Consider the following 20956-nt stretch of genomic DNA (forward strand, 5'->3'; position numbering starts at 1 on the left):
GTTTGATATTTTAAATAATTGTTTTCATAGTTATAATGATTTTTTTATAATTTAGATGTTTTGAAAAGTGTATCCATCCATCCCGTTGCTTCCTGTATTAATCGAAGGCGTCCGTTAATCTGGCAATGCGCATCTGCACCAGATTTGGCATTTAGAAGGATCAACTCTTTATTTTTAGAAGCAATACTTTTGTGCCAGTTCAGTGCCTGAGTGATGAATATATGAGAATCCCCTTCTCCTACTATTGTTAAAAATGGGACTTTCACAAAAGCGGGCGAAGCTTCAGCATTTCGCCATAGATCAAGCATCTTTTCTGGTGTATCGACTCCGGCTTTCCAGCCCAACATCTGCCGGCTACGCTGGGTGGCACTGCTGATTTTATTTGGCTGAGCACCATCCTTGTTAACCGATTCAACCGTTCGCTGGAACAGCTCGTATGGGTATGGGAAAGGGGAGCTGGCAATAACGCCAGCCAAACGTTCCTCTGACATGGCAGCACGAGAAACAAAATATCCACCTAGGCTAATTCCCAACAATGCGATACGGCCAGGCTTTACATTAAAATTGTTTATTAGCGAATCAATAACAGCAGCAATAGCGTGTTCAGGCTCCGTTTGCCAATGAAGCCCTTGTGTGGCTGTCATCCCCTGCCCCGGCAGATCGACCATGGCTACGGAATAACCACGCTCCCACAACATCCTGCCCTGGGACAGGAAGAGATCTTCCAGGCAGGTATCTGCACCGCCAATTACGATGACGACCGGTGCGCCGACATGATGATTCTTGATGAATACCCCAGGCAGCCGTCCCCCCTTAAAAGGAGTCTCAAATGGTGTTGCGGGGAACTGAAGTTCTCTCAGAGAAAGCATGAACGCATGGTGATGGCTGGTGTAAAGATCGATAAAGGATTTAGAGCCAGGTAAAGCAAATTGCCAGGCTGACCTATAAGCTGCAAAAGCTTTAAGCCGCTGCTCGCCGGCTGAACGAGTCCAACCCTGTATCTTCCATGCATCAGCTTGTTTATTGAGCTCATTGGCATATAGGCTGAATGCGTTTACCCAACTATCGGCATCTCCATCCGTTATATTTTCCGCGACATAAAATGCCTGCCCAATGTCTAAACCACCGCTCGGCCCCCAACTAACGGCCGCCATGAAGAACAGATCCATGTCGATATCATTAAAAAAATACTTCCTGGCCATGCGCTGATCAGGCCGATGCATGCCCGTGTGCAAAGTGAGTTGGTTTTCATCAGGCGATAAAATCATGGTTGCTCTCCAATTAATTCGCATAGATAATAAAAGTATTACTTACATTTTAATACTCGCGTTTTCAGAGAAACCACAATGAATGATAAAATAAATAATAAACAACAAGATAAAACAAGAGTTCCGCGTCAAGCGAGAGCTCAACATAAGATTGAACTTATATTCGAGGCGGTACTTTGTTTGCTTGAAGAGGAAGGAATGCATGCTTTTAACACGAATGCGGTGGCTGCCAGAGCGGGCGTAAATATTGGTACCTTGTACCAATATTTCACAGATAAACAGGCACTTTTGGACGCCCTGATAGCGCGCGAGTTACACGGTATGTCCGAGCTAATTTTTGAATCTGTCGTAGATACATCAATTTCGGAGCCAGAAGACAAAATAATTCGCATTGTTCACGCAGTGGTGGGTGCCTACGGCGGGCGTAGCCGCGTGCATCGTATGCTGATAGGACACGCGATGACCGATTTCTCAGGGGGGAAACTCGCGTTTCTATACACAAATTTGATGGCGGCCTTGCAGAACGAGGAAGGGAAAAATCACCATGAGGCGAGGAATAATCTATCCGAGGCTCAGGCCTTTGTACTCGTACACTCATGCGCAGGAGTATTGCGCACCTTTGTCCTGAGTGAGAACCCACCGGCGCAAGCCGAAGTCGAAACCGCGTTGGTTGTGCTAATTACAAGTTATCTTGAACAATTACGTACAAAGCATTAACGCTGTAACCCATACATAACGAGCGTTTCCCCGAATATGCTCCAGTCATAATCAGGAATAACCAGCTGTTGATCCCTTCCGAAAGCTAAAATAGGTTAGCCAGATTTCGCATGCGAAATCTGGTCTCATCGTTATTTCAGGTACGACGATACAACGATAAAATTTGCGGGGTTAGCCGATAGTACGGTTTAGACCAGCGACCATTTCTGAGAGCTGATAGAGTTGAGTTTTCAACGCTGGTATCTAAATAGAGAATATCGATAACATTTGCTTCACTCAGTTTTTTGGCCACTGCGGAGATGTTCGTTTTTTTCAAACCGGTTTCAGCCTCAACGGATTCAGCATCAAGATCAGTAACCCCTGCGTCAAAGGAATCTAAAAGGTATGCAATAAATGCTCGTCCATCACTTTTCCGGCCTGTTTCCAGGAAAATTCTCTCTAGTTGCATAAAAGTCATGAAGCCACCTTTTTAGTAAGAAGATACCTTTCATCTTCTTCAATTGCCGCGCACAACCAACCAGTTGCCAGCGACTGGTCGATTGACGCCGGCAACTCCACTGTAAGTACAGCCAGTTCCTTAGATTTGCATAACTGAATGTAAAGCGCAGCAAAACCCGCCCATTCTTCATCTGAAGCTGGGCGCCAACCGGTTTTCAACAGTAAAACGAGTGCGGCAAGTGCGGCCCAGAGAGGTGTGACACCAGATCTCCCCCATTCGGCGAGTGCTGCCCCAGGAACAGGTTTTGCTCTGCGAACAAAACTATGTTCAACCGCAACATCATTAAGATGAGCAGCCGCTTCAGCGGGGCTGAGATCAGAAGAAATATGCCAGGTTTTAACGATACGGGCGCGAAAAGCACCCGACAGTTGAGTAAACGGGGTTAGTTTCACGCTCATGCTTCCTTCACTCCCTGGACAATCAAAGAAATCGCTTCGACACATCTTTCCCCGGATGGAAATTCAACCCAAATCATGCCGCTTTCTGCAGGCACTTTCAGGATAATATGGCCATGCTCCTGACCTAAAGTAACCATTACTTTTGGTACTCCCTCACGAACATAGCTTGATGGGACAACAACGTCAGCTTGATGCTGGTCGGCAGAAGTTTGCGCATTGCCTGTTAAAGTTTCGTTATCAGGCTCGCGCTGCTCGCCATCCTGTTTCAGATCGTCAATTAACTGCGGTTTTTCTTTTGTCTTAAGGGTCTGCTTAGGTTTACGTCCCTTAATCCCATCCAGAACTGATTTCGCCTGCGAACGCGTTAGCTTTTCATTTCTGGCCACCGTCGCCAGGCGTGCAGCTTCCTCGGGTGCAGCATCATGTATTTGGCAAAGGGTATAGACTAAATCCACATCAGCAGTGACCTTATCCTTAAGCAACGAGGTAATCACCTCCGGGGCATCACACAACCGCATATGCTTACTCACAAACGCCGTCGGTTTTCCAAGGGATTTAGCTATCTCTTCTCCCGTCATACCCCAATCGCGTTTTAGAGAAAGCAGATTATTTGCGGTTGCTAGGGGCTTTAAACCCGATTGGTGGAGGTTTTCGATAAGTTGCCCGAGAATACGTTTTTTCTCATCTGCCGGAGCCTCACCAATATAGAGGTCGATAAATTCATCCCCCCGGAGGCGCGCTGCCCGAACCCGGGTTTCTCCCAACCAGATCCGATAGCCTTTTTTATCACGAGGAAATGCACGGGGAGGAGCAAGAACACCTACTACAGAATAAGTATCAGTAAGACCTTGAATTATCGGTTCTTCGAAATCCTCATCGGGGCGAACCTGTTCTGTCGCATAGACTTCGCTTAATCGGACTCGGACTATCTGACCGGCGGCGGTCAATTCTGGACGTGCAATTTCAGATAAAAGACCATGACCGCTCTCACCGACTACAGGAATGGTCGGTGCTTCACGTTGGATCAAATTCTCCTGTACGCCAGGAACAACCGGTTGCTGAATCCCTTGCTTATTACGTTCTGCGATTTGTTTCTTAAAATTCTTAGCCACGATCGGCCTCCTGGATAAGTTTCACCAGTTTTTGAGTTAGCTCGTCATACTGCTTAGCTGGCAACGAACTTGGCGCATACTCTTTAAACGTCATGCCCAGTTCAATGGCTTCTTTTGCCGTGGTGGCTACGTAAGAGATATACGCCAACACTTTAGACTGGTCGTAACCACTGCTTTCGAGTATCTCAAACAGCATCCGAAGGTTTTCGGTATCTACTGCGGTGAACCGTCCCTCAAGTAACTCTTTCTTGTAATTCGACACCACAGCTTGAGTAACGTATACGCCGAGAAATGACAGCCGCGGGTTATAGTTCTTTTTGATTTTTTGCATGTAAGCCAGCTGCTTGGCCACGCCATTTCGCGATGACTTTTCAAGCAATGTTGGGATGATCAAATAATCGGCCACAAGATGGCTCGCTATCATTACGTTTGAATAGGAAGGGTTAGAATCGATAACGATGAAGTCATATTTTTCCCGAAGCACTTCTACGCGATCTCTGAAATCGAAGATGCAATCAGTCGGGCGATAGTTGATCTCGTTCAACTCATAGGTGGTACCTATAAAATGGCGGCCATCTCCCAAAACGATGGGCTGAACATCAGTGTTTATGAAAAAAAGTTGATGCGTGTGGGCGCCGCCCGGCGTGAACTCATGTTTGAAAGGTTCACGTTCTATTTCTAACGGCATTCCTTCTGGAAAGGTGCGCTCGGTAAAGCCGGCGGTCCAGTCCATATCAATACAAAGAGTTTTAAAGCCTGACTGCTGGAGGTTATAAGAGATCTCGTTAGACGATTGTGATTTAACTACGCCACCTTTCTGATTACCAACAACGATAACTTTACCGAGCGCAGAAGCCTGATTGATGCTCATCGTTACTTCCTTTTGAAATTTCGCATGCGAAATATGTAGTGTGATTGGATGGCGGAGTTAGATATCGCCGTGAGCAGAAAAAGAACACAGCGCGAATCGAGCTAAAGAGAATTTAGTGCGTAGAAGCAGGAATATTTTTTTGATTATCATGATTTCTCCTTTGAGCCTGGCGTATGCCTGAGTATTCAGATGGCCGCCCACCTGAATACTGAACTTAACATCTCATTCTTTAAATATCAACACCGATATTTTATTTTTGAGGTAATTTTTCAAGCATGGGCTTAATTTCCCGGGTAAACACAGCAACTGCATTAACGCTGATGCGACGAACCCATGCATTGTTACGATAGCGGGAAAACTTGAAAGCTTTCTTAGACAAAAAGTCGCGTACTTCTGCATCTGGCTTGTATCCAAAATGGATCTCGATTTTGCCGTCATCGCTTTTGCGTATCTCGATGCCGTTTCCCAATATCTGAGCAATTTCGGGGGCAGCCTGCTGCAAACGCTCTACGTCTTTTACCCGCTGTTCGAGCCGGCGGATTTCCTGATTATTGTTTGAAAGCTGATAGGGCCAGAACGCGATGATTTTTGCGGAATAATCGGATGGCTTAAGCATGGACAGTGCTTCATCTAATGGGATGGCAAGCTCGTCTACCAACTGCTGCGCGCAACGATCTCTCATTTCGGCAGATACCCCTGCAGGAGACCCTTTCTTATAAACCTTTCCGACAATTTTGTTGGCTGCCTTCATAGTTTCCTGAAGCTTAATACGGTCATTCAACTTACTGATGAGCAGCTCGTTGGCGTTCGGAGCATTAGAGGCGATAGCAACGCCATTGCCAAAAGGCATGACTCGCTTGAGGAAACGATTAGGGGAATGTGTCGTATAAGCAGTAACGGCCGCGTACTTATTATCGGCTGAAGCATTACGTTTACGCTGACGCTCTACAGGGAAACGGGCAGGGCCTGTAATCATAGGGCTTGCACAGGTAGACATGGTTGCCAAGTAGCCCATAAACAAAACCTTCATACGCTGCCGGTAAGTCTCGAACCACTCCTCCAGCTGTTCTGGCCAATCTGCCTGGATCACCGCATTACGGGCGATCGCATTTTCAATCTCTAACGTAATACGGGTTTTCTGTTCTGTAATGCGTGAGGCATATTCCACCTGGATTTCTAAGCCACGTTGTTCTGGGGAGAACGATACATTGTGAAAAGCGCGCGCAGCGATATCAGAAGGAATATCAATGAGATAAGCTGAAAGCTCAGGGCGTGTTGATAAGATTCTTACTTTACGTTCTTGCAAAGACTGAGACATGAATTGCTCCTTTGAGTATGGCGTATTCGCCTAGGTACAGCTCCGGCCTTCCGTCGCTGTGTGAGTATTATAACTCACATTACATGTAATTATCAATATAGATAATTACAATAACACGCATGATTTCGCATGCGAAATCTCTAACTCTTCCATCTCCAAATTTGTCCATAACCAGCGCAAACACAAAGCACTGACCAGAGCGCGTAAGGCACTTTATGGTCTGTTTCCAGCCAGCTCTTAGCGTAGTTCTGATCAACATCCATAAGTAATGCAAATTCCTGAATACTCATGCCTGCCTGTTTTAAAACAAAAGAGAGTTCTGTTTTATTTGGTGCAACCCAGCCCGATGAAACAGGTAAAAGACACTCTTTTCGAAGAGAGCAGGGGGTGACTTCGTAAACTGTCTGCATTTCCATTTAACACTCCTAAAGCCGCCACAAGGGCGGCAAAATTAAAATTAAAGCCAACCACGCTCAGCAAAAGAAACCGTAGTGCCATTACCGACGACGATATGGTCAAGTAGTTTCAATTCCAGCATTGCTGCGACCTTTTCAATTAGAGCCGTTACGCGACGATCTTCTTCACTTGGCTCCGAATAACCTGAAGGGTGATTATGAGAAAGGATGAACGCACTGGCGTTCAACGTCATTGCTGCACGAATAATCTCCCTCGGATAAACCTCCACGCATTTCACGGAACCCAAAAACATCCGTTGATATTCGATCAACTGGTTTTGAGTATTTAGAAATAACACAGCAAAAACTTCCCGTTCTTCAGCAGCCAATTCCAACGATACAAAGTCTTTGACTACTTGGGTGGAGTTGAGTGTCACATCCCGTGTTTTCATGCGAGATTTGAGGATATCTTTTGCCGTTTCGATGATGGTGGTTTCAGATTCATACGAATGAGTAGCCGTATTGACGAGATGCATTGATTTCTCCTGTGAGACTGGCGTTACGCCGGGCAGAGATACGGCCTTCCGTATCTCAATGTGATTATTATATTACTTTAGTTTTTAGTTATCAATACAGATATCATAAGATTTCGCATGCGAAATCCTCATTCAGTGGAGGTTGCAATACTGCACTTTTAAGTTACAGAAGAGGTCATCTTATCTCTGACATTGTTTGCAATTGAACACTTTCCCTGACGTGCATTTTTATCTTTAATACTCGGAAACTTTTAGCCAGTAAGCTATGTTGCGTTAATTGAAAGGACCGAGGAAATTCTGAAATATGGCAACCGACCATGAAGGAAGGAAGAAATTTTTGACCGGAGCACGACCACTAAAAGCGAGGCGGGATGTGTTTAGCAAAAACTCCTGGAAAGTACCATCAGGTGTTGAAATCAAAGAAGTGCTAGAACTGATAGATCTAACTGAAGTGGCTATCGCTGAGCAACTGAGAATAAAGACACGAACTATCCGAAAGTGGAAATCTGGTGATTCCCACATTTCTTTCGCCAATTGGTTCTGCCTGTGCTGGCTCGCCGGCTTAGGACCGATTCTTACGGAACAACCGAAGGGTCTTCCTTAAAACTTTCCTAAGAAAACGAGTCCTGTAATGAAAGACAAATCGTATAACCTTGCGTAGCTTGTGGCGGTAAACCCAGGCCAAATAGAGCCCATAAAGCGATTGGTATATTGCGTACACCACGTAAATTAAATGACCTGTTGCCATCAAGTATGTCAGTACTGTGGCTATAAATTTAAGAAGGACTGCTAACATATTAATACCTCATTTTATTGTTTTATCTGAAGTATTTATCAATATAAAAGCGGAACTAAATTCCGGTTTTAGGTTTTGGCTATGAAATTCTGAAAATACACAGGTGAGAGGATACCGCCGGGATACACTCTCACCAGCAATGAAGAGCTCGTTGAGGATTCAGTACGCATATTGTTTCTAGCTGGCATCAGGGCTTGGCATACGCAGGGAGTAGTTCGAAGGATTTCGCATGCGAAATCTGCCTTGCACTCAGAATTTTTAAGAAGTAATGAAGTAGATCAAGAGGGGTTTAAGATTTATTTGACGCCGGAATTTTCAGCGGATTATTGAAGAATGAATGGGAAGTGAAGGGAGGTTGATGACCGTAATATAACGGCCATTTTTACCCAAAAAATTGCAACGTAGTCATATCTAAAGGCCTAATATTTGATACTCGTTAATGGCTCTATCTTCTCGCGGCATAAGATGAATAAACGAACTGCTGTATAAGACATCAAGACCAGATCTAACTTGAGTGGTTTGAGTGCCCGTGTAATCCCGCAAAGTATCATGCATTACCCTAACGGTCGTGTTGGTCTTATAGCGAAGCTGCAACATCGTCAAATACAACTTCAACGCAGTGAAATGGGCAACCCCTCGATTCTAAATTTCTTTAAGTTTCGTTTTAATCTTATCGACCGGCACTTTCGCCCAGTTTGCATCATCCTCCTTTTCTGTCAGCGTAAATCGATTTGTATGCAATCCTCTTTGAACTATGACGATCCAGAGCTGTTCCAGCCTTGAGACTCCTCTAACAACCATCGGCCTACTCAAACTTGTCAGCTTTTCAAAGTCAGTAACCTGCGTGAGGAACGGTTTTTTAAAACAACTTCTTCACTTAGTAATGTCGGATCCTTCACTATCAGAATTACCCTTTCTCCAGCCCGCCGCAAATTCAGACGGCGTCTGATAATTCAGAGTGGGTCACAATTCAATCGGTATTGACATTCATTCAGGCATTCATCACGAAAGCGCCCGTTAAAACTCTCAATAAATCCGTTCTGTGTCGGCTTGCCGGGCTGAATAAGCCGCAGCTCCACGCCATGCTCAAAGGCCCATTGATCGAGCGCGCGGCAGGTAAACACCGGGCCCTGATCGGTTCTTATCGTCGCCGGATAGCCGCGAAACAGCGCAATGCTGTCCAGAATGCGCGTGACCTGCACGCCTGAAATCCCGAAGGCAACGGTGACCGTCAGGCAAGTCATCCACACAGGTCAGGCACTTGATCCTGCGACCGGTGGCCAGTGCATCCATGACAAAATCCATCGACCAGGTCAGATTCGGCGCTGCCGGGCGGAGCAGCGGCAGACGTTCTGTTGCCAGCCCTTTATATCATTGGCCTTCGAACCCCATTGACACAATAAAAGGTGCATATATTATGCATCTTTTAAAAAGAGGTAATTATGATGTTAACTGAACAGCAAAAAGTTCTAGTCAAAGCAACTGTACCTATCTTGCGTGAAAGCGGCGTCGCACTGACCGATTACTTTTATAAACGCATGCTGAACAACAATCCTGAGTTGAAAGAAACCTTTAACATGGGGCACCAACGCAGCGGGGCGCAAGCATCAGCACTTGCGGGTGCAGTACTGGCTTACGCTGAAAACATTGATGACCCAATGGTTTTAGCACCAGTTGTTGAATTGATCTGTAATAAGCACGTGAGCCTTAACATTCAGGCACCAGACTACAACATCGTTGGTGAAAACCTGCTCTACTCCATCAGCGAAGTGTTGAGTATCCCTATGGATGCCCCGCTGATCGATGCCTGGAAAGCTGCATACTTCCAATTGGCTGACCTATTTATTGCGACAGAGAAAAAATTGTACGAAGAGCAAGCTGCAAAGGTGGGTAGCTGGGTAGGGTGGCGCAACTTTGTAGTTGATAAAAAAGTGCGTGAGAGCAATGAAGTTACCTCTTATTACTTCGTACCTGAAGACGGTAAAGCTATCCCACTGTTTAAACCAGGGCAATATGTCACTGTACGAGTTTACGTATCTGAATTGGGCATTAAACAGCCGCGTCAGTACAGTCTTTCTAACATGCCTGGTGAAGATTTCTTACGTATTTCTGTAAAACGTGAAGATCCACATCAAGAAGGCCAAAATCCAGGGTATGTGTCTTCAACTTTGCACAATATTATTAATGAAAAAGATGTTGTAGAACTGACAGCCCCGATTGGTAACTTTGTATTAGTTAACCCAAGCAACGTTAATGTACTAATCAGTGCAGGTGTTGGCCTAACGCCAATGGTTTCTATGCTGAAATCATTATCAAATCAGTCTTCAAAAGCCGTGCACTTCATTCATACTAGCCGTGGCTCAACAGCGCATGCATTACGTGATGAGGTGAAGGGTATTGCTTCTAGCAATGATACAGTGAAGTTGCATATCAACTATCGCAATATTTCATCAACCGACGTGCAAGGTGAGGACTATCACACTCACGGGCATCTAAATCTCAATGATCTAAGTGCTGACTGGTTGCCAGCCGATGCCGATTACTACCTCTGTGGCCCTATCGCCTTCATGCAAGAAAAACGCAAAGAACTGGTAGAGTTTGGTATTTCCAACGACCGGATCCATAGTGAAGCTTTTAGCACCGGTGGCGTCCCAGCCTAACAAAGAATTGACATCCTCCTCACCCTAAAGGGCAAGGAGGATGTCAATCAGTTGGTATACAATTTTTGGGGTGCAGTTCAAGGCTGCTGGACGACTGAAAATTGGCAAGACAGCGCTTTATGACGCTTTGAGCGCATTCAAAAGCCGGGATGATGCTAAAATAATTCCATGAAAAAGACGCCTACACCCCATGATGCAACATTCCGCCAGTTTCTGACGCAGCCGGAGGTTGCCCGCGACTTCATGGAAATCCATCTTCCGGCAGAGCTGCGCGCCATCTGCGATCTCAACACGCTGAAGCTTGAGTCTGGCTCTTTTGTTGAGGATGACCTCCGCCAGTACTTCAGCGATGTGCTCTACAGTCTGAAAACCACGGCAGGCGCGGATGGATATGTCCATGTGCTTATTGAACACCAGTCCAGTCCGGACAAACATATGGCCTTCAGGCTCATCAGATATGCAGTCGCGGCCATGCAACGGCACCTTGAGGCGGGCCACAAAAAACTGCCTCTGGTTATTCCGGTTCTGTTCTATACAGGCAAACGCAGCCCGTATCCGTATTCCACCAACTGGTTGCAGGAGTTTGATGACCCGGCGCTCGCCGGAAAACTCTATGCCGGCGATTTTCCTCTGGTTGATGTAACGGTCATACCCGACGAGGAAATCATGACACACCGCAGCATGGCCGCGCTCACCCTGCTGCAAAAACACATTCGCCAGCGTGACCTGGCAGAGCTGACTGACCGGTTGTCCGCTATTTTGCTGGCGGGCTATCTGTCTTCGCCGCAAGTCATTTCGCTGATACACTATATTATCCAGGCCGGTGAATCGGCGGACGCCCAGGCGTTTGTACGTGAACTGGCACTGCGGGTCCCGCAACATGAGGATGAACTGATGACTATTGCACAACAGCTTGAACAAAAAGGCATCGAGAAAGGTATCGAGAAAGGTATTCAGCTGGGTGAACAACGCGGCATTGAGAAAGGTCGCCACGAAGGAAAACTCGAGGGCAAACTCGAAGTCGCCCGCACCATGCTGGCCAACGGTATTGATCGCGACCTGGTGATGAACATGACAGGCCTGACGGTTGCTGACCTGGCACACATCAGTCACTAAAACTCTCTGAGGTCGGGCTTGCCCGGCCTCTTTTTTTGCACACGTCCCTCATCAGCAATGCATGACGCATCGCCACATCCGATCACGAGATTACCGCTTGACCGTAAATTACCACACCCGCCCCACAGCAGAACTGTCACACTTAACCTGGTGTGCGCTAGTCGCCATACGTCTCGCCCAGCAGGAAGGCAAAGCGCAGTCGCCGCTGCAGCAACACCTATACATCATGCAGTGGCTGACGACGGCGCAGAAACGCCGGCTGCTGCCCAAAAATGTGGCACCGGACATTATCTGGCTGCTGAATCAGGGAAAAAAATACGGATTCGCCGCCAACCTGCTGGGGAAAATCGACTATATCTACCGTTCAAGTGCGGGCGAGCTGGCTGCCCAAAGTGCACTTTTCCGTTTTACCTATTTTGTTGAAACCCTCAAAACAATGGGATGGCTGGATTTTCTGGTTCCACCGAAAGACTGGGAGAGTAACTGGAAATGTTCCGAGAGAGCCCGCGCAGTCTATACGCCAAAGGCTCAGCTTCATCCGTCATTTGACGAAGCCGGGGCGCTGATTAAACCGCTGCCCGTTCGCTTTACGGGGGATATTTCCGGTGTATATACGCTGATGGAGCAGTGCAACCTGCGCTTCCATCAGGAAACCGACCATGAGGGTTTTTCGGCATTTGTTCTGTAGGAGTAATCAGTACAGCACCCGAGAAAGAAACAGATGCCCATCATTTTGTGACGCCGTCACTTTATTTAATTAGCGGATAACTGATATTCTTCACAACAGCCATCGCGGCCCCGGACGAGCCGTGTGGGTTAGCGGCCTGGCTGAGCTGGAACTCAGTCAGGTTGCGCCAAACGCGGAGATAATGCTGGTCCCCAGACGCCACGATAAATTTGCGCAATAATTAAAACTTCATTATTCGGCCTGCCCTCGATCAGCAGGTCATCCATCCCCGTGATTGAAACCACCGTTTCGACGTCTGGAATAGCTTCTTTAAGGCGCAAATTCATCAATTCTGTCAGCCTGAATACTTCTAAAAATGGAATATTGTGAGTTCTGTTCACTTTTATTGTCACAAATGGAAGTTTCATCATACTCCTTAAGCTTCAATAAAATTGAGGCTCTTTCAGCAGCTCGCTGATTTCATCAAGGATCTTCCGCAGCGCCGCCTTACCGGCAGGCTTCCCCATGGTTTCAACATTACAAGACAGTTGAGACGCTCTGGCGGCCAGTCCGAACAGGCGTTTGCCGCCATGCGGTGCCAATCATCACCATATTGAGGCTGATCTGAATGCTGGCCATAGGGTCGCACCCCTCATCTTCACTGATGAACACACTTTGCAGTTCAGCTCGTGACAAAAAACGATTTTTGCAACAACACAGACGAACCGACAAATATCCTCTTTCGTTTTTCCATATTGTAGCCATGTATCAAGATTGGCTATGTCTTTATACGCATCGCGCATGTATGTTGCAAAAACGGGAGTGACCATAGATTCCGTTTTCCAAGCTGACCCATTTATCATTTTTCAGTCTCTGTACTTCCCGCAGCAACACTTCAGGTTGCAGATATCGCTTAGTGGATTTTTTTTATCGATATTCAGCCTGAATACGATATTTCATCTCTTAAGGTGATCCTGAACCGGATATAAAATGATGAAATTATTTCGTGGAGTACTATCAATGAGTGGTGCCTGAAAATATTTTCAGCACCTGCATATAATTGAGGATAAAACGTGTCTGAGCTAAAGATGATTACCTGTTCGCACTGCCGAAGTGATATTCCCTACGGAGCCAACGTCTGCAGGGGATGTCATGCAGAGATTAAATACGGTACCCCGGGAATTATAATGTTCCTGGGGTTTTTGGTACCGGCGGGACTGGGGCTTTATATTGCAAAATTATGCGTGACGTCTCTGGGATTTAATGAAACATTTGCTTATGTAGTCTGGGGGATCGTAGCTGTTGCCGGCTGGTATGCCGCACTTAAGTTCTGCCGCGGCAGATTCGGCAATTATGTCTCGTTTACCCGTCAGAAAAATCAGTAGCTGAGTCGTTCAGCTTTTGGCAGCCATGCATGAACATGGCTTAACGGATACTTTCACCCTAATTTATAGGCATGAAGCGACTACAAACCTTAAATTCCAGTTGAACCAAATGGTCAGCAAGTGCTTGATATGCGGCGCTTCGCGGAGGCTTGTCGTTTTTTTTGAACCGCTCACTTGCGTTTCAAAATGAAAATCATGAGGCCGGTAACAAATATTTTTCCTATGCAAAAATTACAGCATGGCTGGTGGAGTGGAAATTAATCCAAATTATGAAGACCTGGCTGGGTCAATTTAACTAACTTTCCTTCGTTCGCTTTCGGGGAAGAACATCATCTTCCCCCCTCTGGCCATCAGGCATCTCAACAACCAGCTTCATGAAGGGGTTATATGCGGGGTCAGAAACCCAACGGTAATCCCCCGGATAAACTTCGCTATGTTCAGCGCGGCGGATTCCTGTTTCTTCATGATTAAAAAACCGTCTTTGTAGACGAGGTTTTCATTTTCAGCTTGCGCCCGCACAGCTATCCGGCACGTTATTCAGCCCCTCTGCGCCGTGAGTGAAGGATTTAAAGCGCTGTTGATCGTCCAGTTTGATGATGTACAGCGAATCGAAATCGCTGCCCGGCCATTTCGGCACCGCCGCAGGATCGCCTCCGGTTTTCTTCACCAGACTTTTCGCCGCTGTTACCAGATTTTTGTGCTCCCAGGAGACAAAAGTGAGGCTGCCGCTGCTTTGATTTTTCAGTAAATCATCCGCCAGCTCGTCGGTCTGCTCCGCGTGATAGTGCAGGTCGATGGCCTGAGAAAGACGGATGGCGGTCGGCGTAATGGTGGTTAGCGGGCGCAGTGAGCTGCCGGTTTTGTTCTCTTTGGGGGCGGCAGCGTAGATGGCATTCGGTTTACCGTACTGGCTTAACAGAACCGAAGGCAGTTGCAATGCGCGGTTCAGCCCTTTGCATGTGAGCTGCCCGCTACTGTTAAGCGGTTTCTCACCGTGGCGAAGGAACACTATCGTGCTGTCGGCCTTCGCTATCATCGGGGTTAATAAGGCACTGCTCAGCAGCACAACAAGAGATTTCTTGATCATTTTTATCATGGGATGAATTCTTACTATATGGGGTTCGAGGGCCAACTGTACGAAAACGTACGGCAAGAAATAAATATATGTCTGAAAATAGATTTCTAAACAACAGTGTCCGATAAATGCCATTTTTCGATTAAGAATACGCCGCTTCAAGGGTTTTCTCTATATTTAATATATATATCATAAAGTTACATCACTAGCGTACGTTTTCGTACAGTTGGCCTTCAGATTCCTTACCCGGCCCCCTACTGAGTCGCATCAGCTCTAAGGTGGAGGAGGACGTCATTCATCTCATAATCAACTAATAAACAGTCAGAGTAAAACATGATGCATCCGATAGAGTATTTTAATTTAAAAAATAATTAATGATTAAATTGTGGCAAAAAATGACTATTGGTAATTTCTTAAATTTAATTTATGTGCAAACATCATGATGAAATTAAATATAATTTACGTTGATATGTGCGTTTTTTTCTGGATACGATAATTATCTGATATTTATGACTGAAGTCATTAGTATCATTTGATAAACACCTTCACTGCCTCCATTGATCTTAAGCACAAATAATTCTAACTAACATACAACAAAGGATCTTTATGACTAAAACGCACGCATACATTGAACACCGCCCAAAATCTGGCGATAAATTTGCGACTACAACGCATCATGTTGTCATTGCTAACGGGGAGGTGGTACATGAGGCTAATACGCAGAAAGAAGCCGCCGACTGGGCATTTTCTATGGATTTTGCGGTCCATGTCGCCCGTGAAAGACACTTACAGGATCGTGACCAACCTGCTCACTGGCGCAAATATCCATAAATTACAAACCCAGTGGCACGTTGACTGAGTATGAAAAACTACCCATTTGAGCCGGAAAAAACCGGCTCTTCATAACCAGCTGACGAATTCATTATCAGTTCATATTATATTTGAGTGTTTTAGTGATTCGCATAAAAAACTCCATACTCTGACCACCATTGTTTGAAAATATTACCAGGGACAATAGCAACCACCAATAAGAGGGGTGACCAAAGCTACAGCAGCTTAATTTCACGTTACACTTAATTATCAATTTATATTGACGATCTAATAATTTTGACTTTATACAACTCAAGTTAAGGATACTTATGGCCACTATATCTTCATTAGGCATAGGTTCAGGTTTAGACCTTAATACTCTGCTGGATAACCTGACAACCGCAGAAAATGCACGCCTGACCCCAATAACCACTGCGCAGACGTCTTACAGTGCACAGCTTAGCGCTTACGGTACGCTGCAAAGCGCCGTCCAGACCTTTGCGGATGCAGCAACGGCACTAGAATCAACGAATACCTATGGCGCAACAACAGCCACTTCAAGTAACACTTCCGCTTTCAGCGCGACCACTTCTACGGGTGCAGCCGCAGGCACCTATTCCGTTTCCGTTTCACAACTGGCCACCTCTCAATCCCTAATTTCTGCAACACAGAGCAGCAACACTACCGCGTTGGGTGCAACCACTTCGGATAATAATCGCACTCTGACGATCAGCCAGGGTGATGGCAGTACACCGTTGAGCATCAACCTTACTGATGACCAGACGTCACTGACCGGTATTCGCGATGCAATCAACAAAGCCGATGGCGGCGTTACAGCTAGCATTGTTAAAGTTTCTGACAGCAGTTATAAACTGGTGTTGAGTGCAAACAATACCGGCACTGATTCAGAAATGAGCGTGAGTGTAACGGGCGATGACACGCTGAATGGCATCATCGGGTATGATTCAACCACCGGCAGCGGGGCAATGACGCAAAATGCTGCAGCCGCTAACGCACAGCTCACCTATAATGGGATTGAGATAGAGCGCCAAAGTAACACCATCAGTGACCTGCAAGATGGTATTTCACTGACTTTGACCGGCCTTACGTCGAGTGCGGCTTCCCTGTCCGTGACTAAAGACACCAGTACAGCCTCGACAGCAATTAATACCTTTGTAACGGCTTACAACGCTTTGCAGGACACATTCAGCAGCCTGACAAAGTTTACTGCATCGACCGTTGACTCAGGCACACAAGACTCCTCCAACGGCGCATTGCTAGGGGATAGCACCCTACGAACTATCCAGACGCAGCTAAAATCAGCCATTGGAAGTTCGAATGGTGCCGGTTCCATCAATACTCTTGCCAGCATCGGGATCACTACCGATCCGACCACTGGCCAACTGACTGTTGATAGCACAAAACTCAGCACAGCACTGACAACGAATAGCAGTGCCGTGCAGGCAATGATGATCGGCGACGGTAAAACTACGGGGGTGATGACAAACATTACCAATCTGAATAGCCAATATCTGAATACCACCACCGGTACCATCGCCACAGCGGAAACTTCCGTGAATAACACACTGAAAAGTTTGACCACGCAATATAATGCGGTCAATGACAGCATCACGGATACTATTGCTCGTTACAAGACCGAATTCACTGCTCTCGATGTGACGATGGCTTCGTTAAATAGCACCAGTTCGTATCTTACTGAGCAGTTCTCCACCACAAGTAGTTCAAGTTCACTGGGGCAGTAATTAAACAAAGACCTTGTTTATGTCTAGGGGTTAGAAGATTTGCTGGAAGGCATCAAAAACGAAAAAATCAAATTTGAAGGGGAACATCCGCTGATCGTCAAACTGGCTAAGCATATCGACGGTATTGTGTAACCCCCTCCGGCGGTGTTGTTTGACACCGCCTTTCCCCGCCGCACCGACGTTTTCCGACACAATAGATAAACCTCATTCCGGCTCAGCCGATGCGCTGCAGCCCGACCGTGCTCACCGGCACCGTAAACCTCACTCCCCGCTGATACCCGACGTCGAGGGCGAACACCCGGGTGTAGACCTCGGTGCTCGAGGCCTCGGTGTGGCCCATGTACGCCTGGACCACCTTCATCGGCACGTGGGACTGGATCAGGTGCATCGCAAAGCTGTGGCGGAACGTTTTCGGGGTGATGGTCGCTAACGAAAACGTGACACTATCACTTTCAGCGCGGCGAACCGCGGCGCGGATCCAGTTGCGCGGCGTCTCGTCGCTCTTCACGTTCCAGATAGGGTCGTTCTTCTTCGGCCTGAACGTCTGAAAATACTCCCGCAGCCGCTGCACGTACGCCTCATCGAACAGCGGCACGATGCGGCTGAGCTGCTCGCCGGCCTCCGGGCGCCCGCGTCCGCGGGTGCGCTGCTTGAGGGTTTTGATCACCACGAACGGCCGCACGCCGTTGTCGAGGTTAAAGTGCGCCGGCGTGAGTGCCAGGCATTCATTGAGGCGGGCGCCGGTGTTCCACAGCGTCTCCCCGAACAGCCGCTGGGTCAGATCCCGCAGGTAGGGCAAAAGCTGGCTCACCTCCGGGGCGAGCAGGTAGTGCGGCATCCCGACGCCGGCGCTCAGTGCCATCTGGCGAAGGGCCAGGGCGTCGTCGTAGTTAAAGTAGCCGCTGGTTACGCTACGTGAATTCTGCAAACTTTCGAGAGGTGTAAGGCTCAATTTTTTAATCTCCGCAATCTGCGTCGCAGAGCCGGCTTCCGGCGGCGATTTTTAAGACATTGGTGATAGTGTGCCGAAAATTGGCGGCCCGATCGACCAGAATAAATACCAAAATGGTGATCGGTCGTTTTGGGGAGTTTTCGGCTATACGGGAAAAAGCCCAACGTGCGGGGGAGGGGATCGGGCGGTCAGCAACGCCCCGTCGCTGCCGCCTGACCGGACCAGACGGTATGCAAGCCCCTGAATCCAAGGCAATTATACCGCATCGCCCGGAAAAAACCTCCCTTTGACGTCTACAGGAAAAATCTCCACCCTTAAAAGCCGGAAAACACTACATATGGTATGCCGGCCAGCTGCTACCGCTACCATATGTAGTGTTCGGCGGGCGGTTCGCGCCGGTGGCCGTGAGGACGTTGGGCAGTCTACGCGTAAACCCCAATCCGTGAAAAGTGAGCGTACCTGGACGCGGGAGGGGCGAAATACGCAGCACCCGCCGCGGGGATCGGGTCATGCTGATAAGAGGGGGTCGGAAGCAAAAACCTGAAAACTGTACGTGCTAAGCCGCTATCCGGGATGAGATAATGATGTTCTTGAAGCAAAAGACAATGTGAATAGCCAATATTCCGCCAGACTAATCCGTCGCGGGAATAAGTACCGTATTTGTTTATACCGGAACAAGTATGCGGGGAAGTATTGTCTTGTTAAAAGTTTTGTTGAGCGAAGTCCTTTATTAAAAGTACACAGTGGTAGAGTGCATAAATATAAAACGCGCGTCAGATACTTTTGAGGTACGGCGAAATCTCTGTATGTAGAAGATTATTTAGACACAAAGTTAAAGCCCAGAGAAAGCAAGAAAAATATGGCTTAAAAGTGAAAATAAAGTTGATATTTTCCTTGCATTCTGGTAATATATTATTATTAGGAAGTGAGTTGCTGCTTACGAGCGAAATAGCACTCACGTGTTGAGTTGATAGCACTTAGGTTGAATAAGCAATGTGAAAGATTAAATGACGGAATGCCTGAGTGTTATGACTTAGCCCTCCCTGAACTCAAATCCCACCCATTATTATCAACCTCCTGACCGGGAGGTTTTTTATTTCCAGTCAGCAAGTCAGTCTCAACGTCTTATACACCGCCATTACCCCCGCCTGCGCGATTAATCTTCGCTCAGGAGCCGGGACTCCCCTTGCCGAAATCTGGCAAACGGGAAATGGCGTAAACATTAACGAGTATGGAACAAGCGAGGTGAAGTATGAGCGGATAAATAAAAGCGGTACGAAAACATTACGTCAAAGGACATTCAGTCCTGAGACAAAAACAAACTATTTAAAAGGTATGAGAAATGAACATTTCAAATACAGAAGTAAATAAAATCACACAATTCAAAAAGGCAGGTTCAAATGGATACAAAGTCAGGCTTAGTAAATAATAGTGTTTTTGGAGTATTTCTTGAAGCGTATAAACACTACAAAGAAATCCGCGAAGCTTACAACGATAAGAAATGGTACAGGTTTACTGCCTTACTCATTTTCACATTAGTAATGGTGGCGGTCGTAGTCTTCGCAAAACCATTACTTGCGGCATATTTATTGAAGGGATTTATCGGTATGGGATGGTTACCGCTACCCGTTTGCAAAGGGTTAGCGAGTTGCGTAACGACTGGGATCACTACGCAACTCAGGAATCACGTAAAACGCTGGATACTTAAAATCGATAGGTAAGTAAGCAAATGGTTATTAGTACTTGTTCCTGGTTGGCCCCGGGAACAAGTACACATAGTAACCATTCTACTTAAAGATTGCAACTCCAGTATAGTTTTCACCGATAAGTTTACATAACTTGTTGTTTGAAACTTAAGATACTTTTCAGCACTATTCATGTCTAACATGAATAGTGTTTCTTCGCGCCTGGGTGTATTATTCATGTGACACATGAATAAGGAAAGAGCCGTGCGTATATCCGAACTCCAGAGAAAGGTGCTCCTGGTCCTCAGTGCGCTCGAAGCGCGCGGCCACGATGCGCCCCTACCCGTCATGCAGCTGCTGAGCCTGCTCAACACTGCCGTCAATAAGGATATCTATTCCACCAATCTGCGCACCTCACTGCACACGCTGCACCGGCACGGACTGGTCCTGAAACACAGGAATGCGTCGCTGAACCTGGCGGTTACCCTGACGGACGCAGGGCGCCGTAAGGCAGACGCGATCCGTTATAAACTCGTGGTATAACAGCGCTGTTTAATTATTGAAGGAATAACCGTGAACCTTTATCACTATACTGACCTGAATGCCGTTCATTCGATATTAGATACGCATAAAATCCGCATGACGGATATTCGTTTTTTGAACGATAAAACAGAGTATTTACAGGGTCTGGAAATTCTCGAAGAAGCCTCGCATGAAGTATTCACACGATATGATATTTTCGAAAAAGACTTTGTGGATACCGTAGAAGGATGGTTTGCGCAAGCCTTTGAAGAACTATTCAATTTTGAAAATGCCAGCGAAATGTTTTATGTAGCATCATTCAGTCGTTCTGCAGACACGCTAAGTCAATGGCGAAGTTATGGAATGTTTGCTATTGAATTTAACTTCGAAAAGTTAAAAGAAATAGTGAGC

The 20956-nt window shown here is 46.7% G+C and carries 21 protein-coding genes and 3 pseudogenes; 11 read left to right on the plus strand and 13 right to left on the minus strand.

Translation table 11 applies throughout. From position 1 onward, the window contains the following. Positions 1–44: 44 nt before the first annotated feature. Positions 45–1268 carry a S9 family peptidase gene (locus J1782_RS01720; protein ID WP_217152239.1) on the minus strand — a complete coding sequence of 408 codons (1224 nt, stop codon included), beginning with the start codon at positions 1266–1268 and terminating at the stop codon, positions 45–47. Positions 1269–1346: 78 nt separating this feature from the next. Here J1782_RS01720 and J1782_RS01725 point away from each other — a divergent pair, with 78 nt between their 5' ends. Beyond that, positions 1347–1985, plus strand: a complete 639-nt coding sequence (locus tag J1782_RS01725; protein ID WP_217152240.1) for a TetR/AcrR family transcriptional regulator — start codon at positions 1347–1349, stop codon at positions 1983–1985. A 136-nt stretch (positions 1986–2121) separates the two neighbouring features. Here the strand turns inward: J1782_RS01725 and J1782_RS01730 are convergent, their stop codons facing one another. The 7 genes from J1782_RS01730 to radC all read right to left on the minus strand — a co-directional run bounded on the left by J1782_RS01730 (position 2122) and on the right by radC (position 7114). Then, positions 2122–2442 (minus strand): hypothetical protein, encoded by a 321-nt coding sequence (locus tag J1782_RS01730; protein ID WP_217152241.1) that lies wholly within the window; start codon positions 2440–2442, stop codon positions 2122–2124. Next, positions 2439–2882: a hypothetical protein gene (locus tag J1782_RS01735; RefSeq protein ID WP_217152242.1), complete on the minus strand. Its 444-nt coding sequence runs from the start codon at positions 2880–2882 to the stop codon at positions 2439–2441. Before J1782_RS01735 ends, J1782_RS01730 begins: the two co-directional genes overlap by 4 nt. Further along, positions 2879–3994: a ParB/RepB/Spo0J family partition protein gene (locus J1782_RS01740; protein ID WP_217152243.1), complete on the minus strand. Its 1116-nt coding sequence runs from the start codon at positions 3992–3994 to the stop codon at positions 2879–2881. The genes J1782_RS01735 and J1782_RS01740 overlap by 4 nt, the downstream gene beginning before the upstream one ends. Next, a complete protein-coding gene (locus J1782_RS01745) occupies positions 3987–4865 on the minus strand; it encodes a ParA family protein (protein WP_217152244.1) in 879 nt (292 codons plus the stop codon). The genes J1782_RS01740 and J1782_RS01745 overlap by 8 nt, the downstream gene beginning before the upstream one ends. A 250-nt stretch (positions 4866–5115) precedes the next feature. Then, positions 5116–6183 (minus strand): hypothetical protein, encoded by a 1068-nt coding sequence (locus tag J1782_RS01750; RefSeq protein WP_217152245.1) that lies wholly within the window; start codon positions 6181–6183, stop codon positions 5116–5118. 140 nt (positions 6184–6323) lie between these two features. Then, complete coding sequence (locus J1782_RS01755; RefSeq protein WP_217152246.1) at positions 6324–6599, minus strand: hypothetical protein; 276 nt, start codon at positions 6597–6599, stop codon at positions 6324–6326. A 41-nt stretch (positions 6600–6640) separates the two neighbouring features. Further along, a complete protein-coding gene (gene radC, locus J1782_RS01760; RefSeq protein ID WP_217152247.1) occupies positions 6641–7114 on the minus strand; it encodes a DNA repair protein RadC in 474 nt (157 codons plus the stop codon). A gap of 304 nt (positions 7115–7418) precedes the next feature. Here radC and J1782_RS01765 point away from each other — a divergent pair, with 304 nt between their 5' ends. Continuing rightward, positions 7419–7718 (plus strand): korC, encoded by a 300-nt coding sequence (locus J1782_RS01765; protein WP_217152248.1) that lies wholly within the window; start codon positions 7419–7421, stop codon positions 7716–7718. Between the two features lie 1065 nt (positions 7719–8783). On the opposite strand, the pseudogene J1782_RS01770 reads toward J1782_RS01765, so the two are convergent. Continuing rightward, positions 8784–9278 (minus strand): annotated as a pseudogene (locus tag J1782_RS01770) (DDE-type integrase/transposase/recombinase); the annotation flags it as partial. 74 nt (positions 9279–9352) lie between these two features. On the opposite strand from J1782_RS01770, the gene hmpA reads away from it, so the two are divergent. The 3 genes from hmpA to J1782_RS01785 all read left to right on the plus strand — a co-directional run bounded on the left by hmpA (position 9353) and on the right by J1782_RS01785 (position 12374). Continuing rightward, positions 9353–10570, plus strand: a complete 1218-nt coding sequence (hmpA, locus tag J1782_RS01775) for an NO-inducible flavohemoprotein (protein ID WP_254302886.1) — start codon at positions 9353–9355, stop codon at positions 10568–10570. A 168-nt stretch (positions 10571–10738) separates the two neighbouring features. Next, positions 10739–11686 carry an Rpn family recombination-promoting nuclease/putative transposase gene (locus J1782_RS01780; protein WP_217152249.1) on the plus strand — a complete coding sequence of 316 codons (948 nt, stop codon included), beginning with the start codon at positions 10739–10741 and terminating at the stop codon, positions 11684–11686. A gap of 97 nt (positions 11687–11783) precedes the next feature. Next, positions 11784–12374 carry a DUF2913 family protein gene (locus J1782_RS01785; protein WP_217152250.1) on the plus strand — a complete coding sequence of 197 codons (591 nt, stop codon included), beginning with the start codon at positions 11784–11786 and terminating at the stop codon, positions 12372–12374. A gap of 152 nt (positions 12375–12526) precedes the next feature. On the opposite strand, the gene J1782_RS01790 is transcribed toward J1782_RS01785, so the two are convergent. Continuing rightward, on the minus strand, positions 12527–12784 hold the full coding sequence (locus tag J1782_RS01790) for a hypothetical protein (RefSeq protein ID WP_217152251.1): 258 nt from the start codon (positions 12782–12784) through the stop codon (positions 12527–12529). Between the two features lie 1025 nt (positions 12785–13809). Between J1782_RS01790 and J1782_RS26295 the strand changes: the two are divergent. Continuing rightward, positions 13810–13995: pseudogene (locus J1782_RS26295) on the plus strand (helix-turn-helix domain-containing protein); the annotation flags it as partial. Between the two features lie 245 nt (positions 13996–14240). On the opposite strand, the gene J1782_RS01795 reads toward J1782_RS26295, so the two are convergent. Further along, positions 14241–14825 (minus strand): histidine phosphatase family protein, encoded by a 585-nt coding sequence (locus tag J1782_RS01795; RefSeq protein ID WP_217152252.1) that lies wholly within the window; start codon positions 14823–14825, stop codon positions 14241–14243. 594 nt (positions 14826–15419) lie between these two features. Between J1782_RS01795 and J1782_RS01800 the strand changes: the two genes are divergently transcribed. Both J1782_RS01800 and fliD read left to right on the plus strand, forming a co-directional pair. After that, positions 15420–15644, plus strand: a complete 225-nt coding sequence (locus J1782_RS01800) for a hypothetical protein (RefSeq protein WP_217152253.1) — start codon at positions 15420–15422, stop codon at positions 15642–15644. Between the two features lie 308 nt (positions 15645–15952). Then, complete coding sequence (gene fliD, locus J1782_RS01805) at positions 15953–17386, plus strand: flagellar filament capping protein FliD (RefSeq protein ID WP_217152254.1); 1434 nt, start codon at positions 15953–15955, stop codon at positions 17384–17386. Between the two features lie 30 nt (positions 17387–17416). Here fliD and J1782_RS01810 read toward each other — a convergent pair whose 3' ends face one another. Both J1782_RS01810 and J1782_RS01815 read right to left on the minus strand, forming a co-directional pair. Further along, positions 17417–17578 (minus strand): hypothetical protein, encoded by a 162-nt coding sequence (locus tag J1782_RS01810; protein WP_217152255.1) that lies wholly within the window; start codon positions 17576–17578, stop codon positions 17417–17419. 22 nt (positions 17579–17600) lie between these two features. Further along, entirely contained in the window at positions 17601–18338 is a 738-nt protein-coding gene (locus tag J1782_RS01815; RefSeq protein WP_254302887.1) for a tyrosine-type recombinase/integrase, read from the minus strand. Between the two features lie 1400 nt (positions 18339–19738). On the opposite strand from J1782_RS01815, the gene J1782_RS01820 reads away from it, so the two are divergent. The 3 genes and pseudogenes from J1782_RS01820 to J1782_RS01830 all read left to right on the plus strand — a co-directional run. Further along, entirely contained in the window at positions 19739–20059 is a 321-nt protein-coding gene (locus J1782_RS01820; RefSeq protein WP_217152256.1) for a hypothetical protein, read from the plus strand. Positions 20060–20314: 255 nt separating this feature from the next. Next, positions 20315–20566, plus strand: a complete 252-nt coding sequence (locus J1782_RS01825) for a chromosome segregation protein ParM (protein ID WP_217152257.1) — start codon at positions 20315–20317, stop codon at positions 20564–20566. A gap of 30 nt (positions 20567–20596) precedes the next feature. Further along, positions 20597–20956, plus strand: a pseudogene (locus J1782_RS01830) (DUF2971 domain-containing protein); the annotation flags it as partial.

The sequence above is a fragment of the Rahnella sp. BCC 1045 genome (assembly GCF_019049615.1).
GTDB classification, from domain to species: Bacteria; Pseudomonadota; Gammaproteobacteria; order Enterobacterales; family Enterobacteriaceae; genus Rahnella; species Rahnella contaminans.

What these genes read in the sequence shown, in the direction of transcription:
- J1782_RS01720 (WP_217152239.1), bottom strand. Translation starts at nt 1,268, where the DNA reads ATGATTTTATCGCCTGATGAAAACCAACTCACTTTGCACACGGGCATG.
- J1782_RS01725 (WP_217152240.1), top strand. Translation starts at nt 1,347, where the DNA reads ATGAATGATAAAATAAATAATAAACAACAAGATAAAACAAGAGTTCCG.
- J1782_RS01730 (WP_217152241.1), bottom strand. Translation starts at nt 2,442, where the DNA reads ATGACTTTTATGCAACTAGAGAGAATTTTCCTGGAAACAGGCCGGAAA.
- J1782_RS01735 (WP_217152242.1), bottom strand. Translation starts at nt 2,882, where the DNA reads ATGAGCGTGAAACTAACCCCGTTTACTCAACTGTCGGGTGCTTTTCGC.
- J1782_RS01745 (WP_217152244.1), bottom strand. Translation starts at nt 4,865, where the DNA reads ATGAGCATCAATCAGGCTTCTGCGCTCGGTAAAGTTATCGTTGTTGGT.
- J1782_RS01750 (WP_217152245.1), bottom strand. Translation starts at nt 6,183, where the DNA reads ATGTCTCAGTCTTTGCAAGAACGTAAAGTAAGAATCTTATCAACACGC.
- J1782_RS01755 (WP_217152246.1), bottom strand. Translation starts at nt 6,599, where the DNA reads ATGGAAATGCAGACAGTTTACGAAGTCACCCCCTGCTCTCTTCGAAAA.
- radC (WP_217152247.1), bottom strand. Translation starts at nt 7,114, where the DNA reads ATGCATCTCGTCAATACGGCTACTCATTCGTATGAATCTGAAACCACC.
- J1782_RS01765 (WP_217152248.1), top strand. Translation starts at nt 7,419, where the DNA reads ATGGCAACCGACCATGAAGGAAGGAAGAAATTTTTGACCGGAGCACGA.
- hmpA (WP_254302886.1), top strand. Translation starts at nt 9,353, where the DNA reads ATGATGTTAACTGAACAGCAAAAAGTTCTAGTCAAAGCAACTGTACCT.
- J1782_RS01780 (WP_217152249.1), top strand. Translation starts at nt 10,739, where the DNA reads ATGAAAAAGACGCCTACACCCCATGATGCAACATTCCGCCAGTTTCTG.
- J1782_RS01790 (WP_217152251.1), bottom strand. Translation starts at nt 12,784, where the DNA reads ATGATGAAACTTCCATTTGTGACAATAAAAGTGAACAGAACTCACAAT.
- J1782_RS01795 (WP_217152252.1), bottom strand. Translation starts at nt 14,825, where the DNA reads ATGATCAAGAAATCTCTTGTTGTGCTGCTGAGCAGTGCCTTATTAACC.
- J1782_RS01800 (WP_217152253.1), top strand. Translation starts at nt 15,420, where the DNA reads ATGACTAAAACGCACGCATACATTGAACACCGCCCAAAATCTGGCGAT.
- fliD (WP_217152254.1), top strand. Translation starts at nt 15,953, where the DNA reads ATGGCCACTATATCTTCATTAGGCATAGGTTCAGGTTTAGACCTTAAT.
- J1782_RS01820 (WP_217152256.1), top strand. Translation starts at nt 19,739, where the DNA reads ATGGATACAAAGTCAGGCTTAGTAAATAATAGTGTTTTTGGAGTATTT.